This window comes from Streptacidiphilus sp. PAMC 29251 (assembly GCF_054208735.2).
This window is the reverse complement of sequence record NZ_CM135725.2, coordinates 1,159,263-1,184,029: the sequence shown is the minus strand read 5'-3', so window position 1 is coordinate 1,184,029 and position 24,767 is coordinate 1,159,263. Positions and strand designations below refer to the sequence as shown.

Annotated in this window: 22 protein-coding genes and 1 pseudogene; 9 read left to right on the top strand and 14 right to left on the bottom strand. The window is 71.8% G+C overall.

Translation table 11 applies throughout. The features are described from left to right. Window positions 1-118: 118 nt before the first annotated feature. From ACXKR8_RS05575 to ACXKR8_RS05560, 4 genes are read left to right on the top strand one after another with little or no spacing between them, the layout of a single operon-like run. Window positions 119-700: a TetR family transcriptional regulator gene (locus ACXKR8_RS05575; protein ID WP_458271765.1), complete on the top strand. Its 582-nt coding sequence runs from the start codon at window positions 119-121 to the stop codon at window positions 698-700. After that, window positions 697-1,566: an AfsR/SARP family transcriptional regulator gene (locus ACXKR8_RS05570; RefSeq protein ID WP_458271764.1), complete on the top strand. Its 870-nt coding sequence runs from the start codon at window positions 697-699 to the stop codon at window positions 1,564-1,566. The genes ACXKR8_RS05575 and ACXKR8_RS05570 overlap by 4 nt, the downstream gene beginning before the upstream one ends. 2 nt (window positions 1,567-1,568) lie before the next feature. Then, window positions 1,569-2,153, top strand: coding sequence for an RNA polymerase sigma factor (locus ACXKR8_RS05565; protein WP_458271763.1), 585 nt, complete (start codon window positions 1,569-1,571; stop codon window positions 2,151-2,153). Continuing rightward, window positions 2,150-2,962 carry an Ada metal-binding domain-containing protein gene (locus ACXKR8_RS05560; RefSeq protein ID WP_458271762.1) on the top strand — a complete coding sequence of 271 codons (813 nt, stop codon included), beginning with the start codon at window positions 2,150-2,152 and terminating at the stop codon, window positions 2,960-2,962. The genes ACXKR8_RS05565 and ACXKR8_RS05560 overlap by 4 nt, the downstream gene beginning before the upstream one ends. Before the next feature lie 67 nt (window positions 2,963-3,029). On the opposite strand, the gene metF is transcribed toward ACXKR8_RS05560, so the two are convergent. The 8 genes and pseudogenes from metF to ACXKR8_RS05520 all read right to left on the bottom strand — a co-directional run bounded on the left by metF (window position 3,030) and on the right by ACXKR8_RS05520 (window position 12,405). Continuing rightward, a complete protein-coding gene (gene metF, locus ACXKR8_RS05555) occupies window positions 3,030-3,938 on the bottom strand; it encodes a methylenetetrahydrofolate reductase [NAD(P)H] (RefSeq protein WP_458271761.1) in 909 nt (302 codons plus the stop codon). 46 nt (window positions 3,939-3,984) lie between these two features. Next, window positions 3,985-4,968 (bottom strand): carbohydrate kinase family protein, encoded by a 984-nt coding sequence (locus ACXKR8_RS05550; RefSeq protein WP_458271760.1) that lies wholly within the window; start codon window positions 4,966-4,968, stop codon window positions 3,985-3,987. A gap of 37 nt (window positions 4,969-5,005) precedes the next feature. Beyond that, window positions 5,006-6,229: a methionine adenosyltransferase gene (gene metK, locus ACXKR8_RS05545; RefSeq protein ID WP_458271759.1), complete on the bottom strand. Its 1,224-nt coding sequence runs from the start codon at window positions 6,227-6,229 to the stop codon at window positions 5,006-5,008. A 1-nt stretch (window position 6,230) separates the two neighbouring features. Then, window positions 6,231-7,661 (bottom strand): nitrosuccinate lyase, encoded by a 1,431-nt coding sequence (locus tag ACXKR8_RS05540; protein ID WP_458271758.1) that lies wholly within the window; start codon window positions 7,659-7,661, stop codon window positions 6,231-6,233. Continuing rightward, window positions 7,658-9,635, bottom strand: a pseudogene (locus ACXKR8_RS05535) (FAD/NAD(P)-binding protein). The gene ACXKR8_RS05540 and the pseudogene ACXKR8_RS05535 overlap by 4 nt, the downstream one beginning before the upstream one ends. 41 nt (window positions 9,636-9,676) lie before the next feature. Beyond that, window positions 9,677-9,805, bottom strand: a complete 129-nt coding sequence (locus ACXKR8_RS05530; protein WP_462100347.1) for a hypothetical protein — start codon at window positions 9,803-9,805, stop codon at window positions 9,677-9,679. After that, window positions 9,805-10,674, bottom strand: a complete 870-nt coding sequence (locus ACXKR8_RS05525; RefSeq protein ID WP_462100346.1) for a methyltransferase — start codon at window positions 10,672-10,674, stop codon at window positions 9,805-9,807. Before ACXKR8_RS05525 ends, ACXKR8_RS05530 begins: the two co-directional genes overlap by 1 nt. 36 nt (window positions 10,675-10,710) lie before the next feature. Then, entirely contained in the window at window positions 10,711-12,405 is a 1,695-nt protein-coding gene (locus tag ACXKR8_RS05520) for a class I adenylate-forming enzyme family protein (RefSeq protein WP_458271755.1), read from the bottom strand. Window positions 12,406-12,599: 194 nt separating this feature from the next. On the opposite strand from ACXKR8_RS05520, the gene ACXKR8_RS05515 reads away from it, so the two are divergent. Together ACXKR8_RS05515 and ACXKR8_RS05510 are read left to right on the top strand one after the other, a co-directional pair. After that, window positions 12,600-14,258 carry an FAD-dependent monooxygenase gene (locus tag ACXKR8_RS05515; RefSeq protein WP_458271754.1) on the top strand — a complete coding sequence of 553 codons (1,659 nt, stop codon included), beginning with the start codon at window positions 12,600-12,602 and terminating at the stop codon, window positions 14,256-14,258. A 184-nt stretch (window positions 14,259-14,442) separates the two neighbouring features. Then, on the top strand, window positions 14,443-15,312 hold the full coding sequence (locus ACXKR8_RS05510; RefSeq protein WP_458271753.1) for an AfsR/SARP family transcriptional regulator: 870 nt from the start codon (window positions 14,443-14,445) through the stop codon (window positions 15,310-15,312). Here the strand turns inward: ACXKR8_RS05510 and ACXKR8_RS05505 are convergent. Beyond that, a complete protein-coding gene (locus ACXKR8_RS05505) occupies window positions 15,243-16,748 on the bottom strand; it encodes an MFS transporter (protein ID WP_458271752.1) in 1,506 nt (501 codons plus the stop codon). The genes ACXKR8_RS05510 and ACXKR8_RS05505 overlap by 70 nt on opposite strands. A gap of 196 nt (window positions 16,749-16,944) precedes the next feature. Between ACXKR8_RS05505 and ACXKR8_RS05500 the strand changes: the two genes are divergently transcribed. Continuing rightward, window positions 16,945-17,124: an SDR family NAD(P)-dependent oxidoreductase gene (locus ACXKR8_RS05500; protein WP_462100345.1), complete on the top strand. Its 180-nt coding sequence runs from the start codon at window positions 16,945-16,947 to the stop codon at window positions 17,122-17,124. Further along, on the top strand, window positions 17,109-17,750 hold the full coding sequence (locus tag ACXKR8_RS05495; RefSeq protein ID WP_462100344.1) for an SDR family NAD(P)-dependent oxidoreductase: 642 nt from the start codon (window positions 17,109-17,111) through the stop codon (window positions 17,748-17,750). Before ACXKR8_RS05500 ends, ACXKR8_RS05495 begins: the two co-directional genes overlap by 16 nt. Window positions 17,751-17,836: 86 nt before the next feature. Here the strand turns inward: ACXKR8_RS05495 and ACXKR8_RS05490 are convergent, their stop codons facing one another. The 5 genes from ACXKR8_RS05490 to ACXKR8_RS05470 form a co-directional block, all read right to left on the bottom strand. Next, a complete protein-coding gene (locus ACXKR8_RS05490) occupies window positions 17,837-18,484 on the bottom strand; it encodes a cupin domain-containing protein (RefSeq protein WP_458271750.1) in 648 nt (215 codons plus the stop codon). Between the two features lie 79 nt (window positions 18,485-18,563). Further along, complete coding sequence (locus tag ACXKR8_RS05485) at window positions 18,564-19,709, bottom strand: MFS transporter (RefSeq protein WP_462100343.1); 1,146 nt, start codon at window positions 19,707-19,709, stop codon at window positions 18,564-18,566. Window positions 19,710-19,825: 116 nt separating this feature from the next. Then, complete coding sequence (locus ACXKR8_RS05480) at window positions 19,826-21,535, bottom strand: FAD-dependent oxidoreductase (protein WP_458271748.1); 1,710 nt, start codon at window positions 21,533-21,535, stop codon at window positions 19,826-19,828. Then, a complete protein-coding gene (locus ACXKR8_RS05475) occupies window positions 21,532-23,244 on the bottom strand; it encodes an FAD-binding oxidoreductase (RefSeq protein WP_458271747.1) in 1,713 nt (570 codons plus the stop codon). Before ACXKR8_RS05475 ends, ACXKR8_RS05480 begins: the two co-directional genes overlap by 4 nt. An 89-nt stretch (window positions 23,245-23,333) precedes the next feature. Next, window positions 23,334-23,996 (bottom strand): class I SAM-dependent methyltransferase, encoded by a 663-nt coding sequence (locus ACXKR8_RS05470; RefSeq protein ID WP_458271746.1) that lies wholly within the window; start codon window positions 23,994-23,996, stop codon window positions 23,334-23,336. A gap of 205 nt (window positions 23,997-24,201) precedes the next feature. Here ACXKR8_RS05470 and ACXKR8_RS05465 point away from each other — a divergent pair, with 205 nt between their 5' ends. Then, window positions 24,202-24,756 carry a flavin reductase family protein gene (locus tag ACXKR8_RS05465; protein WP_458271745.1) on the top strand — a complete coding sequence of 185 codons (555 nt, stop codon included), beginning with the start codon at window positions 24,202-24,204 and terminating at the stop codon, window positions 24,754-24,756. The last annotated feature ends 11 nt before the right edge of the window (window positions 24,757-24,767 follow it).

Sequence of the window (24,767 nt, the reverse complement as noted above, 5' to 3'; positions counted from 1 at the left end):
GCAACCCCGCGACACCTTTTGCACGTCATCACCGCCCGCCCTTCGGCATGCCGGAGGACTCGATCGGAGACTGCACATGGCGCAACAACAACGAGCGGTACGTACCCGCTCCCTTCTCATGCAAGCGGCCTCGACCCAGTTCGACCGCTCCGGCTACGCAGGTACCACCCTCGCCCAGATCAACAAGCTGGCAGGGATCTCCATGGGTGCGCTGACCTTCCACTTCCCCACCAAGCAGGCGCTGGCCCAGGCCGTCCAGCAGCAGGGCCGCGCCGTGGTTCGCGAGGCCGTCGCGGTGATCGTCTCCCGTCCCCGACCCGCGCTGGCCCTCGGCGTCGCCCTCACCGTCGGGCTGGCCCGGTTGCTGGAACAGGACGTCGCGGTGCGTGCCGCCGTTCGGCTGGCCCGCGAGTGCCCTCCGGCCGCCACCTGGTCCTGCGACTGGTCCGCCGACTGGTTACCCATCCTGCACGACCTGTTCCACCAGGCGCAGCAGGAGAGCCTGCTGCGCCCGGGCACCGACCCCGACCTGCTGGCCGCCCTGGCCGCGTACCTGGTGGCCGGAGCCGAGATACAGGTACGCGGCCGGCCGGCCGTGGCTTCCGGCGGACCGGTCACCGAACTCGTCAGGACCTGGCTGGTGGCACTGAGCGGACAGACCGTCAAGAATGTTGGCGAGTACGAGCAGGACCTGGGATGAGCCACGCGATGCGCTTCCGCGCCAACCCGTCCGGTCCGGCCCGCGCCACGGCTCCCGAGGCCGCCGTCCAGGTCGGCGTGCTGGGGCCACTTTCCCTTGTCCTCCACGGTGAGAACCACACCCCCAGTGCCCCCAAGCCGCGCCAGCTACTGGCACTGCTCATCCTGAACGCCAACCGAATGGTCCGGGCCACCGAGTGCATCACCGAGCTGTGGGGCACCGAGCCGCCCAAGTCCGCCATGTCCACCCTGCAGACCTATGTACTCAGCATCCGGCAGATCCTGCGCAGCGCACCGACCGACCACAGCCGCACCCTGGTGACCCTGAACCAGGGCTACCGGCTGGACGTCCCCGCTCAGGCCAGCGACCGGCTCCGGTTCGAGGACCTGGCCCGGGACGGTCGTGCGGCCGCCGCCCACGACCTGGCCCGGTCCTCGCAGCTCCTCGGCAGAGCGCTCGCCCAGTGGCGCGGCCCCGCCTTGGCCGGCCTGCCCGCCGGGCTGCTCAGCTCGGCCCATGTGGTGGAGCTGGAGGAGGCCCGCCAAGGGGTGCTGGAGCAGCGGATCGAGACCGACCTGCAGCTGGGCCGACACCGTGAGCTGCTGACCGAGCTGCGGACGCTGGCCGCGCTGCACCCGACGCACGAGAACGTTCAGGCCCAGTACATGCTGGCGCTGTACCGCTCCGATCAGCGGCCCGAGGCGCTGGGGGTGTTCCACCGGCTCCGATGCCGACTGGGGGACTCCTTCGGCATCGAACCGGTCCCGAGGTTGCGGCGGCTCTACGAGGCCATCGACAACGACGATCCGGCCCTGCGCGCTCCGGCACATTCGGCAACCCTTTCCCGGGGAGCGGTGTTTCAGTAGTGATGGACAAAGTGGCCGAAGAGTTGACCGACTTGTTGTCGACGGATCTGGACGGCGGTTTCACGGAACTCGTCCGCATCCACGCCAGGGGTGTGCACGCCTTCCTGCTCCGGGTGTCCGGGTCGGTCGCCGAGGCGGAGGACCTGGGGCAGGACACATTTCTGCGTGCCTACACGGCGCTGCAGTCGTATCCGCCGGAACGACGGAGGGAGCTGCTGCCGCGGGCTTGGCTGATGACGATCGCGGCGAACGTCTGGCGCAACCACGTCCGCAGCAGCACACGTCGCCCAGTGTCGGCGATGCGTGTGGACGACGCACAGGACAACTGGCCCGAGGAGGGACCAGGACCCGCGGAACGGGCCCTGAACACGGACGACCGCGGCCGACTGGTCGCGGCCCTGTCCCAGTTGCCGGAGTACTACCGCGTGGCGGTGGTGTTGCGGCACGTGGTCGGGATGAGCTACGCGGAAGTGGCTCAGGTACAGGGTTGTCCGGTCGGGACCGCCAAGGCGCGGGTCTCGCGCGGAATGGGAGACTTGCGGGGTCTGCTGGGACCGGAGGCGGAGCTGAAGGAGGGGACGACGTGAGCGGAAGAGAACAGGGCGAGCCACCGGCAGCGGACGGCACGGGCGACGGGATGGATGTCCCGGCGGCCCCGCCGGACTTCGCCCTGCGCATTCTGCAGCGCGTGGGCATCCCCCGCGACCGCTACGACACCTATGTACGACTGGACCCACCGGCAGGCCCGCTGTTTGTGGCCTTCGGCCCCGACACCGTGACCGGCTCGGCCCTGGGCGTGGGCGGCCTGTCCGCCGAGCGCTTCGAGGAGCAGCACCGGCTGCGCACCGGCCGCTCGGCGATCGAGACCCGCAGGCCCTTTCCCGGCCTGGCCCCCGCTGTGCGGACCGGCCGGGCCCGCGCCCTGCCGCTGGACCTGGGCCCGTCGGGCACCCTGGAGGCCCGTGTCTACGGCGCGGTCCGGGCCATCCCCGGAGGTCAACTGCGTCCGCTGTCCTGGCTGGTCCGGGAGGCCGTGCTGCCCGCGGAGCAGAGTCTGGAGGCCCTGACCGGCGTGCTGGCCCGCAACCCGTTCATGGTGCTGGTCCCCTGCCACCGGGTGACCTACGAGAACGGCACGCCCTGCGACGCCGCCTACCTGCCGCAGATCGGCGACGCGCTGCGCGCGGCTGAGGGCATGGACCTGACCGAGGTCCGGCGCTGGTCCAGCAGCGGGATGGTCTTCCTGGGCAGTGACACCACCCATATCTACTGCCACCCCACCTGCTCGCACGCCCGCCGCATCACCGTGCCGCACCGGGTGCCGTTCGCCACCGCGCACGATGCCCGTCGGGCGGGGTACCGCGCCTGCAAGAGCTGCCGGCCGCTGCCGGCGTGACGTCCGCCCCGGTTACCCCGGGACGGACATCGCACCCGGCGCCACGAGTCGGCCGGGGCGACCGCGGTCACCCTGTGTCGGCGAGGGCGGTGCCGAGGATGTTCTGGTGGATCTCCAGCGTCGCGCTGGACCGGTTCAGGGTGATGTAGTGCAGTCCCGGGGCGCCCTCGTCGAGCAGCCGCCGGGCCATACCGGTGGCGTGCTCCACGCCGATGCGGCGGCCTTCGGCCGGGTCGTCCTGGGCGGCTTCCAGCCGCCGGGCCAGGTCCTCGGGGAAGCGGGCACTGCTGAGTTCGGCGAAGCGACGGATCTGCCGGGCGTCGACGGCAGGCATGATCTCCGGGATGACCGGGGTGTCGCAGCCGGCGGCGGCCAGCTTGTCGCGCAGTCGCAGGTAGTCCTCCACGTCGAAGAACATCTGAGTGACCGCGTAGTCGGCGCCGGCCCGGCACTTCGCCACGAAGTGCCGGATGTCGCTGTGCCAGTCCGTCGAGCGCGGGTGCCGTTCGGGGAAGGCCGCCACACCGACCGTGAAGTCGCCGGACTCCTTGACCAGCCGCACCAGTTGGTGCGCGTGGTCCAGCCCCTGGGGGTGTCGCGGCCAGGGCGCGCCAGGGTCGCCCGGCGGGTCACCGCGCAGGGCCAGCACGTCGCGCACCCCGGCGTCTGCGTAGCGGCCGATGATGTGCCGCAGTTCCGCGACGGAATGGCCGACCGCGGTCAGGTGCGCGACCGGCCGCAGCGTGGTGCCGGCCGCGATCTGCTGGGTTGTCTCGACGGTGCGGTCGCGCGAGGATCCGCCGGCGCCGTAGGTCACCGAGACGAAGGCCGGGGCGAGCGCCTCGACCCGGCGGATGACGCGCCACAGGGCCCGTCCGCCGGCCTCGGTCTTCGGCGGGAAGAACTCGAAGGAGAAGCAGGGCTCGTTCCGCGCGAGGAGCTCGCGCAGACCGCCTGGTGGACGTGTCGGCACCATGGTCGTCCGTTCCTTGCCGGTGGAGGGTCAGCGGGCGTTGCGGCGTTCATACGGCAGTCCTGAGCAGCCGGGCGGCGATGTCGTGCGCAGGGTCGGTGCCATAGACGTGCTCGATCCGCAGCAACAGATCGGCGGCCAACAGCTTGTACTCCTGGGGGCCTACCGACTCCAGCACCACGGTGGCGATCGCGCAGCCCAACTGGGCAGCGCGTTCCGGGGCCCAGCCCCAGGCGGTCCCCGCCAGGAAGCCCGCGCGGAAGGCGTCCCCGGCCCCGGTGGGGTCGGCGACCCGGTCCGTCGGGACGGCGGCCACGGTCTGCCGCGGCTGTCCGGCCCGGGCCACCTGCGCGCCGCGCGCGCCCAGGGTGGTGATCCAGCTGCCGACCCGGTCCAGCACCTGCCCCTGGTCCCAGCCGGTCAACTGCCGCAGCAGCGCTGCCTCGTACTCGTTGGTGAACAGGAATCGCGCCCCGTCCACCAGTCGCCGGGCCTCGTGCCCGGTGAGCCGGGCCAACTGCTGGGAGGGGTCGGCGGCGAACGCGACTCCCAGCTCGCGGGCCTGCTCGGTGTGCCTGAGCATCGCGCGGGGGTCGTTCGGGGACACCAGCACCAGGTCCAGGCCGCCGTCCGCGACCGCGGGGGCCAGGGTGATGCCGTGGGCGGCAGCCATCGCACCGGCGTAGAAGGTCGCGATCTGGTTCTGGTCGCGGTCGGTGGTGCAGACGAAGCGGGCGGTGTGCAGGGACTCGCTGACCAGCACCAGGGTGGTGTCCACACCGTGGGCGTGCAGCCACTGCCGGTACTCCGCGAAGTCCGTGCCCACCGCCCCGGCCAGCAGCGGCCGCAGGCCGAGGCGACCCAGCCCCAGCGCGATATTGGCGGCCGTCCCGCCGCGCCGGATCCGCAGTTCGTCGGCGAGGAAGGACAGCGAGACCCGGTCGAGCGCACCGGGGATGAGCTGGTCGGCGAACCGCCCGGGGTAGACCATCAGATGGTCGACGGCGATGGAACCGGTGACGGCGATACGCACGGTGGTCTCCTCGTGGTGGAGCGGATGACGGACGGCCCTACAGGCCGGTGGCCTCGAGCAGCGCCGCGACACGGTCGGTGCGCTCCCAGGTGAAGTCGGGCAACTCGCGCCCGAAGTGCCCGTAGGCGGCGGTCTGCGCGTAGATCGGCCGGAGCAGGTCCAGGTCCCGGATGATCGCGGCCGGGCGCAGGTCGAACACCGTGGTGACGGCCTTCTCGATCCGGTCGGTGGCGACCGCGGCGGTGCCGAAGGTCTCGATGAACAGGCCCACCGGCTCGGCCTTGCCGATCGCGTAGGCAACCTGGACCTCGCAGCGGGTGGCCAGACCGGCCGCGACGATGTTCTTCGCCACCCAGCGCATCGCATAGGCGGCAGAGCGGTCCACCTTGGACGGGTCCTTGCCGGAGAACGCGCCACCACCGTGCCGTGCCATGCCGCCGTAGGTGTCGATGATGATCTTGCGTCCGGTCAGTCCCGCGTCGCCCATCGGGCCGCCTATCTCGAACCGGCCGGTGGGGTTGACCAGCAGCCGGTAGTCGTTGGCCGCCAGGGCGATGCCGTCGGCCGCGAACTGCCCGAGGACATGCTCCACCACGTGCTCGCGGACGTCCGGGGTCAGCAGTGAGTCCAGGTCGATGCCAGGGGCGTGCTGGGAGGAGACCACCACTGTGTCCAGACGGACCGGCCGGCTGCCCGCGTACTCCACGGTGACCTGAGTCTTGCCGTCCGGCCGGAGGTAGGGCACCGTGCCGTCCTTGCGGACCTCGGTGAGCCTCCGGGCCAGCCGGTGCGCCAGTTGGATCGGCAGCGGCATCAACTCGGGCGTCTCGTCGCAGGCGTAGCCGAACATCAGGCCCTGGTCGCCGGCCCCCTGCAGGTCCAGCGGGTCCTGCTCCACGCCCGCGGCCGCGACCCCGGTCCGGGCCTCGTGGGCGGCGTCGACGCCCTGGGCGATGTCCGGGGACTGCGCGCCGATGGACACCGACACACCGCAGGAGGCTCCGTCGAAGCCTTTGACGGAGGAGTCGTAACCGATCTCCAGCACGGTGTCCCGCACCAGTTGCGCGATCGGCGCGTAGGCGCTGGTGGTGACCTCTCCGGCCACGTGCACCTGCCCAGTGGTGATCAGAGTCTCCACCGCGACCCGCGCGGACGGGTCCTGCGCCAGCAGCGCGTCCAGGATGGTGTCGCTGATCCGGTCGGCGATTTTGTCCGGGTGGCCTTCGGTCACGGATTCCGAGGTGAACAGACGACGGCACATGTCAACTCCGGTGGAGAGCGGGGGGAGAGGGAACGGCGGACAGGGCCAGGGCGCGGTCCACCAGGAGGCCGGCGGCCCCGGTGTAGTCGGCGGGATCCAGCAGCAGAGCCAGCTCCCGGTCGTCGAAGTGCGCGGACACCTCGGGCATCTCACCCAGTACGGCGGCCAGTGGCCGGCCGTCCCGGCCGGCGGTCTGCGAGGCGATGGTGAGCAGTTGCCGGGCCCTGGCCCGGCCCAGCCGCGGAGCGAGCAGCGCGGCCATCCGCTCGGAGACGACCTGACTACCGGTCAGGTCCAGGTTGGCGCGCATCCGCTCCGGGTGCACCAGCAACCCCTCGGCGAGCTCGGCTGCGGTGTGCGCCGCGCCGCCGGTCAGCCGCAGACACTCCCGCAGCAGCGCCCACTCGGCGTGCCAGACGCCGGCGGACCGCTCGTCCTCAGCTACCAGACACTGCGTCAAAGCCGCTGCCAGCGAGGGAACCTGCAGAGACGCGCTGCGCACCAGGGTGGCCAGCACCGGGTTGCGCTTGTGCGGCATGGCCGACGAGCTGCCGCGTCCGGCTCCGTCCGGCTCCGCGACCTCGCCGACCTCGGTCCGGGCCAGCAGTTGCACGTCGACCGCCAGTTTGCCCAGCGCCCCGGTGCTGAACGCCAGCCCGGCCGCCAGGTCGGCCAGCGGCGTCCGCAGCGCGTGCCAGGGCAGTACCGGCCGGGCCAGTCCGGTCTCCCCGGCGAAGGCGGTGACCAGGTCGTCGAGGTAGCGGCCCGGGTCGGTGAGCGTGCCCTCCAGCCCGGCGTACTCCAGATAGCCCGCCAGGGTGCCGGCCGCCCCGCCCAGGGAGACCGGAAGCGCGACCTCCAGCGCGGCCAGCCGCGTTTCGGCCTGCAGCACCAGTTCGCGCCACCCGGCGGCCTTGAGTCCGAAGGTGACCGGCACCGCGTGCAGGCCCAGAGTGCGTCCGGCCATCGGGCTGTCACGGTGCCGGGCGGCGAGCCCCGCCAAGGCCGCCGCGGTGCGGTCCAGGTCGGCCCGGATCAGCGCCAGCGCCCGCCGGGCCACCAGCATGGCCCCGGTGTCGAAGATGTCCTGGCTGGTGGAGCCCCGGTGCACATAGGGGGCGGCGGCCGGATCGGCCTGCGCCACCAACAGCCCCAGCGCCTGCACCAGGCCGACCACGGGGTTGGCGGTCTCCCGGGAGTCCAGCGCTAGCGCCCGCAGGTCGAACCGCCGGGCGTCGGCGGCGTCGGTGATCGCCCGCGCGGCGGAGGCCGGCACCGTGCCCAGCGCTGCCTGGGCCCGGGCCAGCGCCGCCTCCGCGTCGAGCATCGCCTGCAGCCAGGCCTCGTCGGCCACCGCCGCCTCCACCGGAGTGCCCGCGCGCACCGGCGACAGCAGCCCGGTGTCCGCGCCCGCCTGCTGACCGGCCGTCATGCCGTCGCCTCCGAGAGGCCGGCGCCTGCCAGTCCGTCGACCGGCGTGAGGTCGAGCACGGCCACGGCTATGGCGTCCGAGTCGCCCAAGGTCACTGAGTTGACGCCCGGCCTGATCCCGGCTGCTGTCACCCAGTGCACGGCCTCGGTCGGCACCCCGTAGGCGAAGCGGCGCGGATGCGCCAGGTTGTCCGCACCCACCACCCGGTACGGCCGCTCGGTGACGGCGACCCCTCCGGTCTCGTAGCTGGTGCCGCCGGCACCGGCGATGCGGTACGGGGTGATCTGCCCGCTCGCCAGCAGCTGTGCCAGCAGCAGGTCCCCGGTGCGCCGCAGGTCCGGTTCCGGCAGCCGTGCCTCGACCAGTACCGTCGCCCGCACCGGCGCTCCGCCGACCCGGTCGGAGGTGGCCTCGAACGCGGGCCCGCGCATGCCACCGCCTGTCGGCCCACCCGCCGCGCCGGGTCCACCCGCACCCGCATGCCCGGCCCGACCAGCTCCACCACCCCGCACTCCACCAGCGCCACCAGCTCCTCGATCCGGGAGACCGGTGGGCCGATCGAGAGGAACGCGTTCAGCGGGGTGTACCACCCCTGGAGGTCGTCCCGGTAGGAGTTGCCCTCCAGCCGTCCGTGGTCCACCACCAGGCGGATCTCGTTGCGCAGGTCGCGCAGCACGTCCAGGGCTGCCTTCAGCGGCCCGTTGACGTTGCCGGCCCGGCCCTCGGCCACGTCCGCGGCCAGGTGCTCCAGCAGCCAGCCGTGGAACTCCGGCCGGTCGGCGAACACCCGCTGCCCGTAGGGCAGCGAGATCCGGGCCCAGTCCCAGCGCTCGACCGCCGCCACCCCGTACTCGTCCAGCAGCAGTTCCTCGGCCTCGCCCGGCGGCGCTGCCAGGTAGCGTTCGACCAGCTCCGCCGCCGCCGCACCCCGGCCGCAGCCGGTCAGCAGCGTGCCGTAGTAGACGCTTTCCACCTCCTTGGCCACCAGCGGCCAGACATCTGTGCCGAAGTGCACGCGCTCGCCGTCCGTGGACTGACCGGCCAGCCGGGCGACCACCCCGGGGGTCAGCAGCCGGGGCGTGTAACGTCCGTGCGCACCCTTCTCGTTCTCGCCGCGAGCGTGGTAGGGGATCCCGCGCCGCGACCCGGCGAACAGCTTCGGCTCACGCCCCGAGGCAGGTAGCGCAACCGGTCCCCGGCCCGCTCGAACCGCCCACCGCGGCCAGTGGTCAGCAGCGCCATGTGGTCGAAGAAGTTCAGCCCCAGTCCGCGCAGCAGGACCGGCTCCCCGGGCAGGGCCGCGGACAGGTCGACGTCGGCCGGGTTGGCCGGCAGCAGATGCGTCAGCCCCCAGGCCTGGGCCTCCTCGGAGATCCGCGCCTCGTCCGGGGTGGGCCGCGCAGGGAGGTGCCCCTGCGCCAGCACCACCGCGTCCAGGCCGCGCAGACGGACCCCGTCCGACAGCGTCAGCACCTGTTCCCGACCCGGGCCGCGTTCCTCCAGGGCCACTGCCAGGGCCCGGTGCACCCGGACTGTCACATGCCCTGGCGCGCCGTCGACCACCCGGTCGAAGGAGTCCTCCAGGTACCGGCCGTACAGGGCCCGGCTGGCGTAGGAGTCCGGTCCCAGCCGCCGCACCTCGGCCTGGAAGGCCGACTCGCCCGGGTCTGGCGCGGGCAGGGGCAGCGAGGAAGCCCACTGGTAGAGGCTGGGCCCCGCCTCGACCGGCCCGTCCATCTCCACGCTGCCGTCGGTGAACACGGTGACCTGCGAGGCCACCGTGTTCATCAGCAGATGCTGGGACTGCTCGGTGCGCCAGACCCGGCCCGGCCCGGGCCGGTAGGGGTCCACCAGGTGGACGGTCACCGAGGACCAGGAGGAGGACTTGCGCTCGTTGGCGCAGATCCGCTCCAGCACCGACAGACCCCGGGGGCCGGCGCCGACGATGCCGACCGTGAGTTCCCCTCTGCTCATCTCGCTTCTCCGATACATGTGGGAGGAACCGGTGCGCGCGCTCACGCGGCGGCTGCGACCAGCAGACTGGTCTCGAGGGACAGGGCGTGCACCGACTCCAGGCGCAGCCCGGCCGCCGCGATCAGGCCGTGGTAGTCGTCCAGGTCGCGGCCGCGGCCGCCGGCGGCCATCAGCAGGTGCAGGTCGTAGAGCAGCGGTAGCAGCTGCTCCCGCCGTCAGGGATGACCCGCTCCAGGATCAGCAGCCGTCCCTCGGCGGCCATCGCTTCCCTGATGTGGGTCAGCAGCGTGACGCAGCCCGAGTCGTCCCAGTCCTGCAGGACCCGCGAGAGCAGGTAGGTGTCCGCGCCGGCCGGCACCCCCTGGAAGACATCGCCGCCCTCGGCCCGGTAGCGGCTCGGGCCGACGGCCACGTCCAGGTAGGCGGTGGCCACCGGCACCATGTGCGGCTGGTCGAACAGCACGCCCTGCAGCCGCGGGTAGGCGGCCAGCACGGTACCGAGCAGCATGCCGCTGCCGCCGGCCACGTCGACGACGGTGCGGCAGTCGGTGAAGTCGAAGGCCTCCAGCACGTCGGGGAAGAATGCGTTGCCTGCGTTCATGGCCCGCTGGAACTTCGCACCCGCGCCGGGCTCGCGCAGGTACTCGTGCAGGGTCCGGCCGAAGGCGTGCTGGAAGCCGGAGCCGCCGGTTCGGACGGCCGGCACCACCGCGCCCCAGGCCTGGTGGAACTCCTCGCCGTAGAGTCGGACCAGGTCGCTCATCGACTGCGGGGAGCCCGCGCGCAGCAGCTCCCCGGTGGCGGTGAGCCGGTAGCCGGCGTCGGTGCGCTCGAAGACGTCCATCGCGGTCAGCAGCCGCATCAGCCGGACGATGCCGTCCAGGCTGGCCCGGGTCTGCTCGGCGAGCGCGCGGTTGGTGCTGTGGCCCGCCGCGACGTGGTCGGCGAGGCCCAACGCGACCGCTGCGTACAGGGCCTGCGACTGCCAGGTGCCGGTGATGATGTCGATGACGTGCCGCACTGCTTTCTGATCGGGCATGGCCTGTCCCTTGTCGATCGATGGTCTGACGATGGCTCAGGCAGCGGACGGGGAAGCCATGATGGCGACGGTCTCGGTGGCCGACTGACTCATCAGGTCGTGGTGGCGCTCCCGGAGCACCCGCTTGAGCACCTTGCCGGTCACCCCCACCGGCAGCTCCTCGCGTGCGGTGGCCAGCACCAGGGCGTCCAGCCGGGGCAACCCGGCGACGTCCAGTGCGGTGTTGCACAGCGCCAGCAGTTCGGCGGCGGCGCGCGGCACGCCGTCGCGGAAGTACACCACCGCGGCGGGGCAGTACCTGCCTGGCTGCCGGGGGTCGGCGATGGCGACCACCGCGGCGTCCAGAGCCTGGGTGGCCGTCAGTACGACCTCCTCCAGCGGCAGGCTGTGGACGTCCCCGGCGGCGCTCCTGATCACGTCGGGGGTGCGGTCCAGGTGGTACCAGTTGCCCTCGCGGTCCTTGCGGACGATGTCGCCGGTGAGGAAGTAGCCGCTGAGCACCGACTCCTTGTTCAGGGCGGGGTCGTCCCAGTAGCCGGGAGTCACGCTGGGGGTGCGCACCCCCAGCATCCCGGCCTGCCCGTCCGGCAGTTCGCGCCCGTCCGCGCCCAGCACCGCGGCCTTGCGCACCACCGAGGCCGGGGTGCCGATGAACCGACCGTAGTGGTTCGAGCCGGTGGTGTGGGCGGCCTTGAACAGCACCATGCCCATCTCGGAGGAGCCCAGGCCGTCCAGGTAGGTGGATCCGGCGCCGGATCCACCCAGTGCCACCAGTGGCCGGATGTGCCGCTCGTGGGAGGCGTCGCCCATGCCGTTCCAGGTGTGGATCCGCTCCGCGGCCTCCGGTCGCAGCTCGGCCGGATCGATCTCGGCCAGGGTCAGCGGGAAACCCAGCACGATAGTGGGCCGGAAGCCGTTGACCGCCCGGGCGACCCGGTCGCCGTCGGCGCCGTCCAGGATCAGGGTGGGAATGCCGAGCAGCAGCGCCATCGACAGATAGCTGATTCCTGCCGAATGGCTGTGCGGAAGGGCGGTCAGCAGTCGGTCGCTGCGCCGCGAGGGGAACGTCCAGAGCCGTTCGCGCTTGCCGATGAAGAAGGAACGGTGGTGGAACACCGGCGCCTTGGGGCGGCCGGTGGTCCCGGACGAGTGCGAGACCATCACCAGGTCGTCGGCGGAGTGCCGGTGCGGGAACGAGGTGAGCGGCACGGTCGGCCGCAGCGCCTCGGCGTCCACGGCCTGGATGTCGTGCAGCGCCGGTGCCACCGCGCCGGACCGTTCCCAGCCGCCGGTCAGATCCTTGAGCAGGTCGGCGTCGCCCACCACGAGTGTCGCTCCCGTGCGCACGAAGTACTCCGCCGCGGTCTGCGGCGGCATCCGCGGATTGCAGTGCACCGCCGCCGCGCCCAGGCTGGTCACCGCGATGTGGTGCAGCAGCCCGAACAGCCCGTGCCGGGTGTGCAGTCCGACGTGCGAGGACGGCGTCACTCCGTGCTCGCGGTACCAGTTGGCATAGCGGATGACGGTGAGCCGCATGTCGTTGAGGGACATCCCGGCCGGTTCCCGGTCCTCCCAGCCGGGTACGGCCGGGTCCGGGTGGAACAGCAGCGGGCGGTCCCGGTCGCGGGAGACCTTCCAGGCGTGCCAGAAGAAGTTCCCCGCACCCAGGTTCCGGTCGGTGTGGAGACGCAGGCGTTGCCCGACGGATCGGTGCGTGTTGAAAAGAAACATGGAATACCTCGCACTCCGGAAGGTTTCAAAGAATCTGACCGGTCCGCCGCCGAGTCTCCCCACCGCATCTAAAGATCCCCTGGAGAAAAGCCGGGCTCAATTCCTGAGCAGCCCTTCCATTAATCCTTCAGAAGCATTTGCAATCATGCCCCGCGCCCTTTTTCGCGGATGAACCAGGACCGGAGGCCAGTGCCATGGACCGCCCCACGCGTACGCCCGTCGCCATCGTCGGAGGCGGTCCGGTGGGGCTGCTGCTCGCCCTCTTCCTGGACCGCCACGGCGTCGACTCGGTGCTCCTCGACGGCGAGGACGGCGTGCCGACCACCCCGCGCGGCAGCACCCACGGTGCCCGAACCATGGAGCACTACCGCCGACTCGGACTGGCCGACCGGGTCCGGAACCTCGGCCTGCCCGGCGGGCACAGCGCCGGCATCTCCTTCTTCACCCGCTACAGCGGCCGGCTGCTCGCCGACCTGCCCTGGCCCGGGCCCGACGCCGCCCGGGCCCAGGTCGCCGCAGCCCCCCGCACCGACCAGGTCCCCGAACCGATGCACCGCGCCAACCAGATGTACGTCGAGCGGCTGCTGCTGGACCACGCCCGCACCCGGCCCCGGATCACCCTGCGCTACGGCCACCGGGTCACCTCGGTCAGCGAGCGCACCGACCATGTCGCCGTCACTGCCACCGGCCCGGACGGACCCCGGTGCTGGCAGGCCGGATACCTGGCCGGCTGCGACGGGGGCCACAGCCTGGTCCGCCGGTCGCTGGGCATCGGCTACACCGGCGAGGGCACCCTGGACCAGGCGGTGCTCGGCGGCCGTGCCACCGCCGCGCACCTGCGGGTCCCCGGCCTGCGCAGCGGCCATCTGCGCGAGCACGCGGCCTGGAGCAACTGGGTCGTCAACGCCGAGCTGGCGCTCAACCTGATCGCCCTGGACGGCGCGGACGAGTACTTCCTGCTCAGCAGTTCGGCCGACCCGGACAGCGCCGACGACACCGCCCTCGCCGACCTGGTCCGCCGGGCCGCCGGGGTTCCGCTGCAGGTCGAGGTGCTCAGTCGGCGGGCCTGGACCCCGGGCGCCGCGTTGGTGGCCGAGCGTTTCGGGGCAGGCCGCTGCTGGCTGGCCGGGGATGCGGCGCACCTGTTCACCCCCAACGGTGGCTTCGGCATGAACACCGGCGTCGACGACGCCGCCAACCTGGCCTGGAAGCTGGCCGCCGCCGTCCACGGCTGGGCCGGCCCCGGCCTGCTGCCCTCCTACCAGGCCGAGCGCCGCCCGGTCGCGCTGCGCAACACCGGCGCCGCCCGGGAGCTCAACATCGGGCTGGGGGCGGTCGAACGCCCGGCCGGTCTGGAGGACGACACCCCCGCGGGCGCCGCCGCCCGCGACAAGGTCGCGGCGCAGCTCGCCGAGTACGGCCGACTCACCCTGGACACCCTCGGCGTCCAGCTCGGCGCCCGCTACGACGCCTCCGCGATCGTCGATGCCGCAGGCGATCCGGCGCCGCCGGACGCCTTCACCGACTACACCCCCTCCGGGGTGCCGGGCGGTCGCGCGCCGCACCTCTGGCTCGACGACGAGCACGGCCCGGGCAGTTCGCTGTTCGACCGGTTCGGCACCGGCTTCACGCTGCTGAGCCTGTGCCCCCGCCACGAGGACACCGGTCCCCTGGTGGCCGCGGCCCGCAGCCGCGGGATCCCGCTGGACGTGGTCCGGATCGACGATCCCGTCGCCCACGACCTCTACGGGCGCGGCTTGGTGCTGGTGCGCCCGGACCAGCACATCGCCTGGCGCGGCAACCGCCTGCCCAGCGACTCGGGGGCCCTGCTCGACCGAGTAAGCGGACGGTGAATTCCCGGAATGCTGGAATCCGCTCCTGAGAACATTGCACTGCTGATACCGGGCGCATCGCGCGGCAGTTGCCAAAGTGGCTCCGGGTCTCTGCGCAAAACGGCCGACTGTGACTACGGTCGGGGAGTTCCTGATCGGGATGCATATCCGTGGAGGGGTAATGAAATTCTCCATACTCGGGCCCATGTCCGTCACCGAAAACGGCCGCGACAGAACGCCCAGCGCGCCCAAGCACCGGCAGATGCTGGCCCTTCTGCTGATGAACGCCAACCATGTGGTGTCGATGGCGCAGCTGACCGAGGAGCTGTGGGAGTACAACGCGCCGCCCCGCGCAGTGGCCGCCGTGCACACCTACGTCATGCAACTGCGGCGCATCCTGCACGACGGCCCGCCCCCGGTCGCCGCGGGACGGCTGACCACCTGCGAGCGCGGCTACCTGCTGGAAGTCCGGGAACACGAACTCGACCTGCACGCCTATGAACGCCAGGTCCGGTCCGGGCTGCTGGCCCTGGACCGCGGCGAGCTCCGCGCCGGGGCCGGTCAGATCCGCGCCGCGCACGCCATGTGGAACGGCCAGGGCCTGATCGACGCGCCCACCGGTCCGCTGCTGTGCGCCGCGCTGGCCACCCTGGAGCACGACTACCGGTACGCGCTGGTGCAGCGGGTCGACGCCGAGCTGCGGCTGGGCCGGCACCACCGGCTGCTGGCCGAACTGTGCGCGCTGGTCCACCAGGACCCCATCAACGAAGAACTCACTGGGCGGCTGATGCTCGCCCTCTACCGCTCCGGTCGCCAGGCCGACGCCCTGGTCGCCTTCCACCGGCTCCGCCGCACTCTGCGCGAGGAGTTGGGAGAGTCGCCCAACCACAGCCTGCACCGGCTGATCACCGACATGCTGGCCGGCCACCCGCGCCTGGAACCGCCCGCGACCAGCGAGCCGCAGTCGCTGGACGTGGTCTCCCGGCGCCCGCGCCCGGCGCCCGGTCAGCCGCGCACCAGCAGCACCGGAGACTCCGGCTGGTCCGAGGCTCGCCCGCTGCTGCTCGGCGCGTAGCCGGCCCGCACCGGCTCCGACTGCACTGGCTCCGACCGCACCGGACGTACTGCGCGCAGGCCGAACCGGGCGGTGAGCGCGGCACAGAGGATCAGCCCCGCACAGGCCCAGAAGGCCCGGGTCGCCCCCACCGTCAGCGCCGCCGGGTCCACCGGGCCGCTGGTGGCCGCAGGACCGGCCGTGCCGCACACCGTCACCGCCAGGGCCAGCCCGAGTGCCGCACCTATCTGGCCGGCGCACTGGACCACCCCGGCCGCCGCCCCCGTGTCCAGCCTGCTCACCCCCGACACTGCGGCGAGCTCGCAGGCCATCCACAGGAAAGGCAGTCCCGCCCCGACCAGTGTCAGCCCCGGCAGCAGCCCGCTCAGGTACGGCGAGTCGGGTTGCAGCCGGGTCAGCAGCAACAGTCCGGAGCCGGTCAGCGCACAGCCCACCAGACAAGGCAGGCGAGGCCCCAGCCGGCCCAGCAGCCTGGTGGCCCACCGGCCCACCAGGATCACCCCACCCACCACCGGCAGCAGCGCACACCCCGTCAGGCAGGCGCTGTACCCGTGCACCTGCTGCAAGTACATGCTGCAGACGAACACCACCGGGCTGGTCGCCGCCGCGATGAGCCCGATGCCGACGGCACCGGCGACCAGTGACCTGTCCCGGAGCAGCGCGGTTGGCAACAGCGGTTCCACCACATGTGTCTGACGCCACCACAGCAGCCCGCCCAGGGCCGCCGCGATACCGAGCACGGCCCAGGTGTGCGGCCCGGTACCGTGCCCGGCGGTGCCGACCAGCCCGTACACCAGCCCCCCGAGCGACCCGACCAGCAGCAGCGCCCCCGGCACGTCCAACGTGGCGTCGCGGGGGCGCGTCGTGTCGTCCGGACAGAGCCGCCACCCCACCACGACCCCGGCCAGCGCCAGCGGCACGTTCAGCAGGAACGCCCAGCGCCAGTCAAGGACGGTGACCGCCAGCCCACCGGCCAGCACCCCGACGATCGACCCGATGCCCCCGCAGGCCGCCCAGAGCGCCAACGCACGCCGGCGCTCGGCGCTCCCCGGCACCGCGACCAGCAGGATGCACATGGCCGCAGGCACCAGCACCGCGACCGCCATCGCCTGCCCGGCCCGCGCGAGCAGCAGCACCGGCCCGCTCGGCGCCAGCCCGCACCCCGCCGATGCCGCCGCGAACGCCGCCAACGACCACAGGAACAGCCGACGTGCCCCGGCCCGGTCGCACAGCCGCCCGCCCAGCAGCTGCAGTCCGCCGACCAGGAGGACATAGACATTGATCACCCAGTGCGCCCCGGCCAGGCCCATCGACAGATCCTGTCGAATGTCGGGCAGGGCGAGCACCACCAGCCCGGCGTCGGCGTTGGCCAGCAGCGGGGCCAGCGAGAGCAGCACCAGCACGGAGCGGGGCGGACGTGGCGCGGGGGAGTGCATACGGGACTCCTTGGGGGCCGGCAAGGGGCTGCGGGGCTGTCGGGGGTCAGAACCCCGTGCTCCGGTCGCAGGTTGCACCGCCGCGGCCCTGCAACCCGTCGGCGGGCGGCGGTGTTCAACAACATGAGAGCGAACGACACGCTCTTCCTCGCCTGTCCGGGTGAGGGCCCGTTTCAAGTCATGGAGAAGGACACTCATGGACCTCCAGCTTTCCGGTCGCGTCGCGGTCGTCACCGGCGCCTCCAAGGGCATCGGCCTGGCCGTCACCCGCTCGCTGCTCGAAGAGGGCGCCCGGGTCGTCGCGGTCTCCCGCAACAGCACCCCCGAGCTGGACAAGCTCGCGGTCCCGAACTTCTGCACGTGTCGGCCGACCTGACCGACCCCGAGGCCCCGGCCCGGGTCATCGCCCGGGCGGTGGAGCACTTCGGCGGGCTCGACATCCTGGTCAACAACGCGGGCGGCCCGCCCCCCGGCGTCTCCATGCCGCGCACCGGCTTCTTCGACAGCAGCGACAGCCAGTGGCAGGCCATCTTCGACTTCAACCTGTTCTCGGCCGTCCGTGCGATCCGTGCCGCCATCCCCAAGATGCTGGAGCGCGGCGGCGGCTCGATCATCAACATCTCCACCGGAATGGCCCGCCAGCCCGCACCGGTCAACGTCGAGTACGGCGCTGCCAAGGCCGGCCTCTCCAACCTCACCAAGGCGCTGTCCGAGGAGTTCGGCGCGCAGGGCATCCGGGTCAACACCGTGTCCCCGGGAGCGGTGCTCACCGCCTGGTGGACCGAGGAGGGCGGCGCGGCCGACATCATCGCCGGCATGGCCGGTGCCGACCGCGACAGCGTCATGGACAGCATCGCCCCGCAGATGATGGGCCAGGTCACCGGTCGGCTCATCGCCCCGCAGGAGGTGGCCGACGCGGTACTGCTGCTCGCGTCGCCCCGTTCGGCGAGCACCACCGGCGCCGACTTCGCCGTCGACGCCGGCTTCCTCAAGAGCTTCTGACCAAGAGCTCCTCACCCCCTGGCGCAACCAGAGCACATGAGGAAGGACCCCGGCAGCCTCGGCTGCCGGGGTCCTTCCTCATGTGCTCAGACCCGGTCGGCCGCCCGGCCGAGCTGCTCCACCACCACGTCCGGCAGTTCCTCCAGCGCGGCCAGCTCCGACGGCCCCCGCTCCAGGTACTCGGGGTTGCAGGCCCGGTAGCCCAGCAGCCGGGCCAGCGGCGCCAGCGCGCCGTTGCTGAGCCGCTGCACCGGCCAGGGCCGGTCGGTGAAGCGCAGCACGTCGGAGAACTCCCGCATGGTGATCGCATGCTGCAGTCGGCCAGGCCGGCCCTCGGCGTCCGTCTTGCCGTCCTGGGCCAGGCCGAACAGCTGACGCAGGATCAACTTCTCGAAACGATCTGCCAGGTTGACCAGTTCCACCACCGCGAACGAGGTCTCGTCCCGGGTGTTGCCGAACCAGCGGTGCACGGTGCCGGCCGGCACCGCCACGGTCTGCCCGGGCTGGTCCAGGATGACGTCCCGTCCACCCACGTGCACCCGGATGTTACCGCGCACCAGGTGGAAGATCTCCTGGCTGAACGGGTGCGTGTGGTACCCGGCGGCGAAGCCTCCCGGCTCCACGTACAGGTCCATCACCGCACGCTCGCCGCCGGTCTGCGCGGCAGGTGTACGGATGACGATCCGCTCCTTGCAGCGCGGGTTGTAGTAGACCTCTCCGGTGCGGACTGCCATGTCTCCTCCAAGGGGAATGCTCGACCGGCTGTCCGGCGAGCCGTTGATGTGTCCCGGGTCCACCTGATTCGGTGCCGCCTCACAGCACCGGTTCCTGCTGCGTACCTCTCGATCTGCGGCCCACCGGCAGGGCGAGTACCGCCAGCACGGCGGCCGCCGCCAGCACGGCCCCCGTCAGCAGGCTCGCGGAGATCCCGTACCGGTCCACGGTCAGCCCGCCCAGCAGCGATCCGGTGGCCAGCGACACCTGAACGACTGTCACGAACACGGCCAGGCCGCTCTCCGGGGCCGCCGGCACCGCCTGCGCCATGGCGGTCTGGAGCGCCAGCGGCAGCGCCCCGAACGCCGCGCCCCACACCAGCAACAGTGCGCCGACCAGCAGCGGAGCATGCGTGCACAGCGGCAGCAGCGCCACTGCCACAGCCAGCCCCGCCGCCGCAGCGCCGATCGTGCCGCGCACCGAGCGGGCCAGAGTCAGCCCGGCCAGGAAGTTCCCGGCGACGCCGGCCGCCCCGTACCCGAGCAGCAGCCCGGCCACCGCCCCGGTACCCAGCTGCGCCTGCCGCTCCAGATAGGGACCGACATAGGTGTAGGCGAAGAAGTGGCCCAGGAACACGCACGTGGTCGTCGCCAGCCCGGCCCGCGCGGCCGGCCGCCTCAGCGCCGCCAACAGCGCCCAGGCACCGGTCGCCGCAACGGCCGGCAACACCGGCAGCAGGCGCAGCTGGGCGGCCAGCGCCAGCAGTGCCAGCAACGCCGCTGCCCAGAACGCGGCCCGCCAGTCGGCCTGCTGCGCGGCCAGCGCCGCCAGCGGCAGGCTCGCCACCGTACCGAGCGAGATCCCGGCGGTGACCAGCGACGCCGCCCGGTGGGCGGAGCCGGGTCCGACCAGCCGGGGCGCGACCGCCGCCCCCACCGACCAGAACCCGCCCAGCGCCAGCCCCAGCAGCACCCGCCCGGCGAGCATCACCGCCAGGTCCTGTGCCAGCGCGCACACCGCGTCGGCGACCGCGGTCAGCGCGGCCAGCGTCCACAGCACCCGCCGCCGGTCCAGCCTCCCGGACGCCACCGTCAGCAGCGGGGCGGCCAGCGCGGCCGCCAGTCCCGGCACCACCACCAGCAGTCCGGTCGTTCCGGTCGAGATCCGCAGACTGGCGCCGATCTGGCTCAACGCCCCGACCGGCAGCAGTTCCGACAGCACCAGCGTGAACGACCCCAGCGCCACTGCCAGCACCGCGGGCCACCCGTTCCCGCTTCCTTTGCCACCCTCGCCCCGGCTCCGCACGGCCGTACGCCCCCCGGCGAACCGCGGGGGGTCGTACGCGGTCCCGTGCTCGGTCGTCATGACGCCGGTAGCTGGACGGACTGGCTGTGTCGGAAGACGTCGCGCGGGTCGTACGTCTTTTTGACCTGCTGCAGCCTGGGGTAGTTGTCCTTGTAGTACAGCGTGGACCAGGGCACCCGCGAGGTGTTGTACACCGGGTCGCTCAGGTCGATGTCCGGGTAGTTGACGTAGCAGCCGTCGGTCACCGCGTCGGGCACCGGGACGCCGCCGGTCGCGGCGTACACCCCGTGGTAGAACTCCCGCAGCCAGCTCAGCGAGATCGCCTCGTCGGCCGGGTCGATCCACCAGATCATCCAAGCTGCCTTGTACGCGGCCCCGCGGTGCGCCGAGGCGGTGGCGTTCGGCGCGACCGAGTTGATCTGTCCGCCGAAGGAGCTCAACAGCACCGACGCGGTGGTGTTGGACAGGTCGTCCCTGGTCAGCTGGGTGTAGAAGGTGTCCACGTGCGCGGCCGGCATGGCCGTGCGGTAGTACGCGGACTTGAAGTCCCCCTTCAGGCTCGGGTCGTTCAGGGTGGGGTTGGTGGTCCCCATGTAGCGGGCCGCCTGCAGCCACGGCATCCGCCGCGGCGCGACCAGTTCCGGCATCGCCGACAGCTCGCCCATGTGCGTGCTCAGCGGCTGGTGCGCCACATCCAGTCCGGCTGTCATCTCGGCCAGGAATCCGTCCAGCAACTGCTGCGCGCCCGGGACCGTCGCGTCCACCTGGGTGACCAGCCCGACGTAGCCGTTGGACTTGTGGTTCAGCGCCAGCATGCTCACCAGGTTGTCGTTCGGCGTGCCCGAGCGCAGGTTGCGTTCGTGCCAGGCCCCGTAGTTGCCCACCAGCAGTGCGAACCGCTCCCTGGTCAGCTCCGCCCACGGCCAGGCCACAGCGCTGAGCAGGACCTCGGCGGGCGGCTGCGGCAGCAGCCCGGCCGGGTCGGTCCCGGCGGCGTTCGGGGAACGGAACCAGAACCTGGTGACCACGCCGAAGTTGCCGCCGCCGCCGCCGGTGTGCGCCCACCACAGCTCGCGGTCGGGGTCGTCCGCGTCCCTGGTGGCCACCCGGGTCCTGGCGGTGCCGTCGGCGTCCACCGACACCACCTCGACGGCGTACAGGTGGTCCACCACCAGGCCCAGCTGACGGCACAGCAGCCCCCAGCCGCCGCCGCTGACGTGGCCGCCCGCGCCGACCTGGAAGCACATCCCGGCCGGCACCACCACACCCCAGGTGCGGTACATCCGCTCGTAGACGTTCAGCAGCTGGGCCCCGGACTCGACGCAGATCGCGTTCATCGCGGCGTCGTAGTAGACCTGGTTCATCTTCGTCATGTCGAGGATGAACCGGACGTCCGCGTTGAAGACCCAGTCCTCCCAGCAGTGTCCACCACCGCGCACGGTCAGCCGCTTGCCGGCGCGCACCGCCCGCTGCACCACCTGCTGGACCTGCGCGGTGGTCTCCGCGAGGAAGATCGCGTCGGGCGCCGCGGTCCAGCGCTGGTTCCAGCCCCGGACCAGGTCCTGGTAGCGCTTGTCGGCCGAAGTGACCGTGGTGATCGGCTCCGGCGCGGTCGTACCGCCCCCGGCAGCGGTGGGGGCGGCGGCTGCCGCCCTGGTCAGCCCGGTGCCGGTGAGCAGGACGGCCCCACCGGCCGCCGCGCCTCCGGCGATGAGGTCCCGTCTGCGGATACGTCCGATGCCGCCCCCTGCTCCCTCGGTCGTCACGGCCGACTCCCCGCGGTGGTGGGCGGTTGCACGGACTGGGTGTGGCGGAAGAAGTTGCGCGGGTCGTACGCCAGCTTCACCCGCTGCAGCCGTGGGTAGTTGCCCTTGTAGTAGAGGTCGTGCCACGGCACCGTCGAGGTGTTGTGCGCCGGGTCGTTGAGGTCGGAGTCCGGGTAGTTGATGTAGCAGCCGTCGGTGACGGTGTTGGGGACCGGGACGCCGCCGGTGCCGGCGAAGGCCTCCTCGTAGCTCTGCCGGGTCCACGCTATGTACGTGGCGTCGTCGGCCGGGTCGTTCCAGAGCACCGACCAGAGCATCTTGAAGGCGGCGCTGCGGTGCACCGAGGCGGTGTCGCCCTCGGCGACCGCGTTGGCCAGGCCGCCGTAGGGCGTCAGCTGGATGTTGATTTTCGGGTTGTCGATGTCGGTGCGGGTGAGGTGCTTGTACAGCACCTGCGCCAGGGTGGTCGGGAAGGCCACCTTCATGTACGCCGACTTGTAGTCCGCACGCAGCGTCGGGTCGTTGAGCTGCGGGTTCGTGGTTCCGGCGTAGCGGGTGGCCTGAAGCCACGGCATCCGGACGGCCGAGGCGAACTGTGGCATCGGCGCCAGGTCGCCCATCGGCTCGGTCAGCGCACCTTGCTGGGTGGCCACGCCCTGGTTCATGTAGGTCAGGTAGTCGTCCAGCATCTGCTGGGCGTTCGGCGCTGTCGCGTCGACCTGGGCGACCAGGCCGATCTGGCCGTTGGACGCGTGGTTCAGCAGCAGGAAGCTGGTCAGGAAGCGGGTCGGGCTGGTCGGGCTGATGTTGGCCACGTGCCAGGACGAGTAGTTGTGGACCAGTTGCAGGAACTCCGCCTCGGTCAGGTCGCTCCAGGCCCAGGACACGGCGCAGAACAGCACCTCGGCCGGCGGCTTGGGCAGCAGTTGGCGCGGGTCGGTTCCGGTCGCCCCGGGCGAGCGGAAGAAGTAGCGGGTGACCACGCCGAAGTTACCGCCGCCACCGCCGGTGTGGGCCCACCAGAGCTCACGGTTGGGGTCGTTGGCCTCCCTGGTCGCGGTGACCGTCCGGACCGTGCCGTCCGCGTTCACGGTGACCACCTCGACCGCGTACAGGTGGTCGATGACCAGCCCGTTGCGGCGCACCAGCATGCCCCAGCCGCCGCCGGCCACATGCCCGCCCACGCCGACCGAGTAGCAGATGCCGCCGGGGATGGTGACGCCCCAGGCGGAGTACAGGGTGGTGTAGACGTCCAGCAGGGTGGCGCCGGACTCCACCGCGATCGCGTTCAGCGGCGGGTGGTAGTAGACGCCGTTCATCTGGGACACGTCCAGCACCACCTGGGTGGAGGAGTTGAAGACGAAGTCCTCCAGGCAGTGGTTGCCGCTGCGGATCGTCAGCCGCTTGCCGGCCTTGACCGCCGCCAGCAGGATCGGGGCCACCTGGGCGGGCGAGTCGACCACCTGCACCGAATCCGGGCTTGCCACATAGCGGGCGTTCAACGCCCGCACCAGGTCCGGGTACTGCTGGTCGGCGGAGGTCACCGAGACCGGGCCGATGGTCGGGTCCACGGTGCCCGTGGATGGGCTGGGGGCCACCGCGTCGGCGGCGAAGGCATTGCCGTCCAGCCCGACGACGGCGGCGCCGGCAACGACTCCGGCGCCCGCCAGGAAGCGACGCCGGATCATCCCGGCGTGGTTGTCTGCCATGTTTCTACCTTCTTGGAACCTTGGACCCCAGGGTCACTGACGGATGGAGGGCCCGGCCGCAACGGCCGGGCCGGGGTGGTGCGGCCTGCTCAGAGCTTGAGCGCGAAGGTCAGGCCGTCGGCGAACGGCAGGATGCTCAGGTCCACCCGCTTGTCCTCGCGCACCCTGGCGTTGAAAGCCCGCAGCGCGACCGTCTCGGAATCCTGCTTGCTCTGGTCCAGCACCGCCCCGTGCCACAGCACGTTGTCCACCAGGACCAGGCCGCCGGGGCGCAGCAGTTCCAGCGCCGCCTCGTAGTAGGCCGTGTAGTTCTCCTTGTCGGCGTCGATGAAGACGAAGTCGAAGGAACCGACCGCGCCCTCCTCGCGCAGCAGGACCTCCAGCGACTGCCGGGCGTCACCGATCCGTAGGTCGATCCGGTCGGCCACACCGGCCCGCACGGCGAAGTCACGGGCGATGTCGGTCCACTCCTCGCTGATGTCCAGCGCGGTCAGCCGGCCGTCGGCCGGCAGCGCCAGCGCGGTCGCCAGCATGCTGTAGCCGGTGAACACCCCGACCTCGAGGGCCCGCTTCGCGCCGATCGCCTTGACCAGCAGGGAAATGAACTGTCCCTGCTCGGGCGAGATCTGCATGAGCGAGAGCGGGAGTTCCGAGGTCAGGATCCGCAATTCCTGCAACAGGTCGGACTCCCGCAGCGAAATGCTCGCCACGTAGTCCTGCATGGCCTCGCTCACATCTACCTGGAGACGCATAATCTATCCCTCACGCTCGTTTGACCTGCGATAACCGGCAGGATTCGATAGGAGTCCGGGGGTGCTTCCGCAACGGAAAACTAGAACGCAAAACCGGTTCCCGTCAAGTGGAATTAGGCACGTATATCCCTGGACCGTTTCTTCAGCGGCAACTGGAAGAATGATTTTTCAATTGGCCTGAAAAGGACCGGCACAGGAGGAGTCCATGAATCCCGAACAGCGCGCGCTGCGGGACTGCCTGGGTCAGTTCGCCTCGGGCGTCACGGTGGTCACCACCACCGACGCCGACGCCGTCCACGGTGCCACGGTGAGCTCGTTCACCTCGGTGTCGCTGGACCCCCCACTGGTCCTGGTCGCCCTGGACCGTCGCAGCCGCAGCTGCACCCGGCTGTACGGCGCTCCCTTCGGCGTCAGTGTGCTGAGTACCCGTCAGCGCGACCTGGCCCTGCTCTTTGCCGGCCGCGCGGCGGACGCTGCTCCCGACGTCCGCTGGGAGGGCGACGCCGCCGCACCGCGGCTGGTCGGTGCCGTGGCGCACTTCAGCTGCACCCCCTGGGCCTCCTACGACGGCGGCGACCATGTGCTCCACGTCGGGCAGGTGGTGCGCTTCGACGCCCCCGGCGGGGAGCCGCTGGTGTTCCACTCGGGGGCGCTGGGCGAGTTCCGCCGACCTTGGGGCGACGCCGCCTGGACCACCTCTCTGGACGGGCCCTCGCACGGCTGGGCAGCGGACTCCGCTGCGCTGACCGGCCGCGGATGATGCGGCGGCGC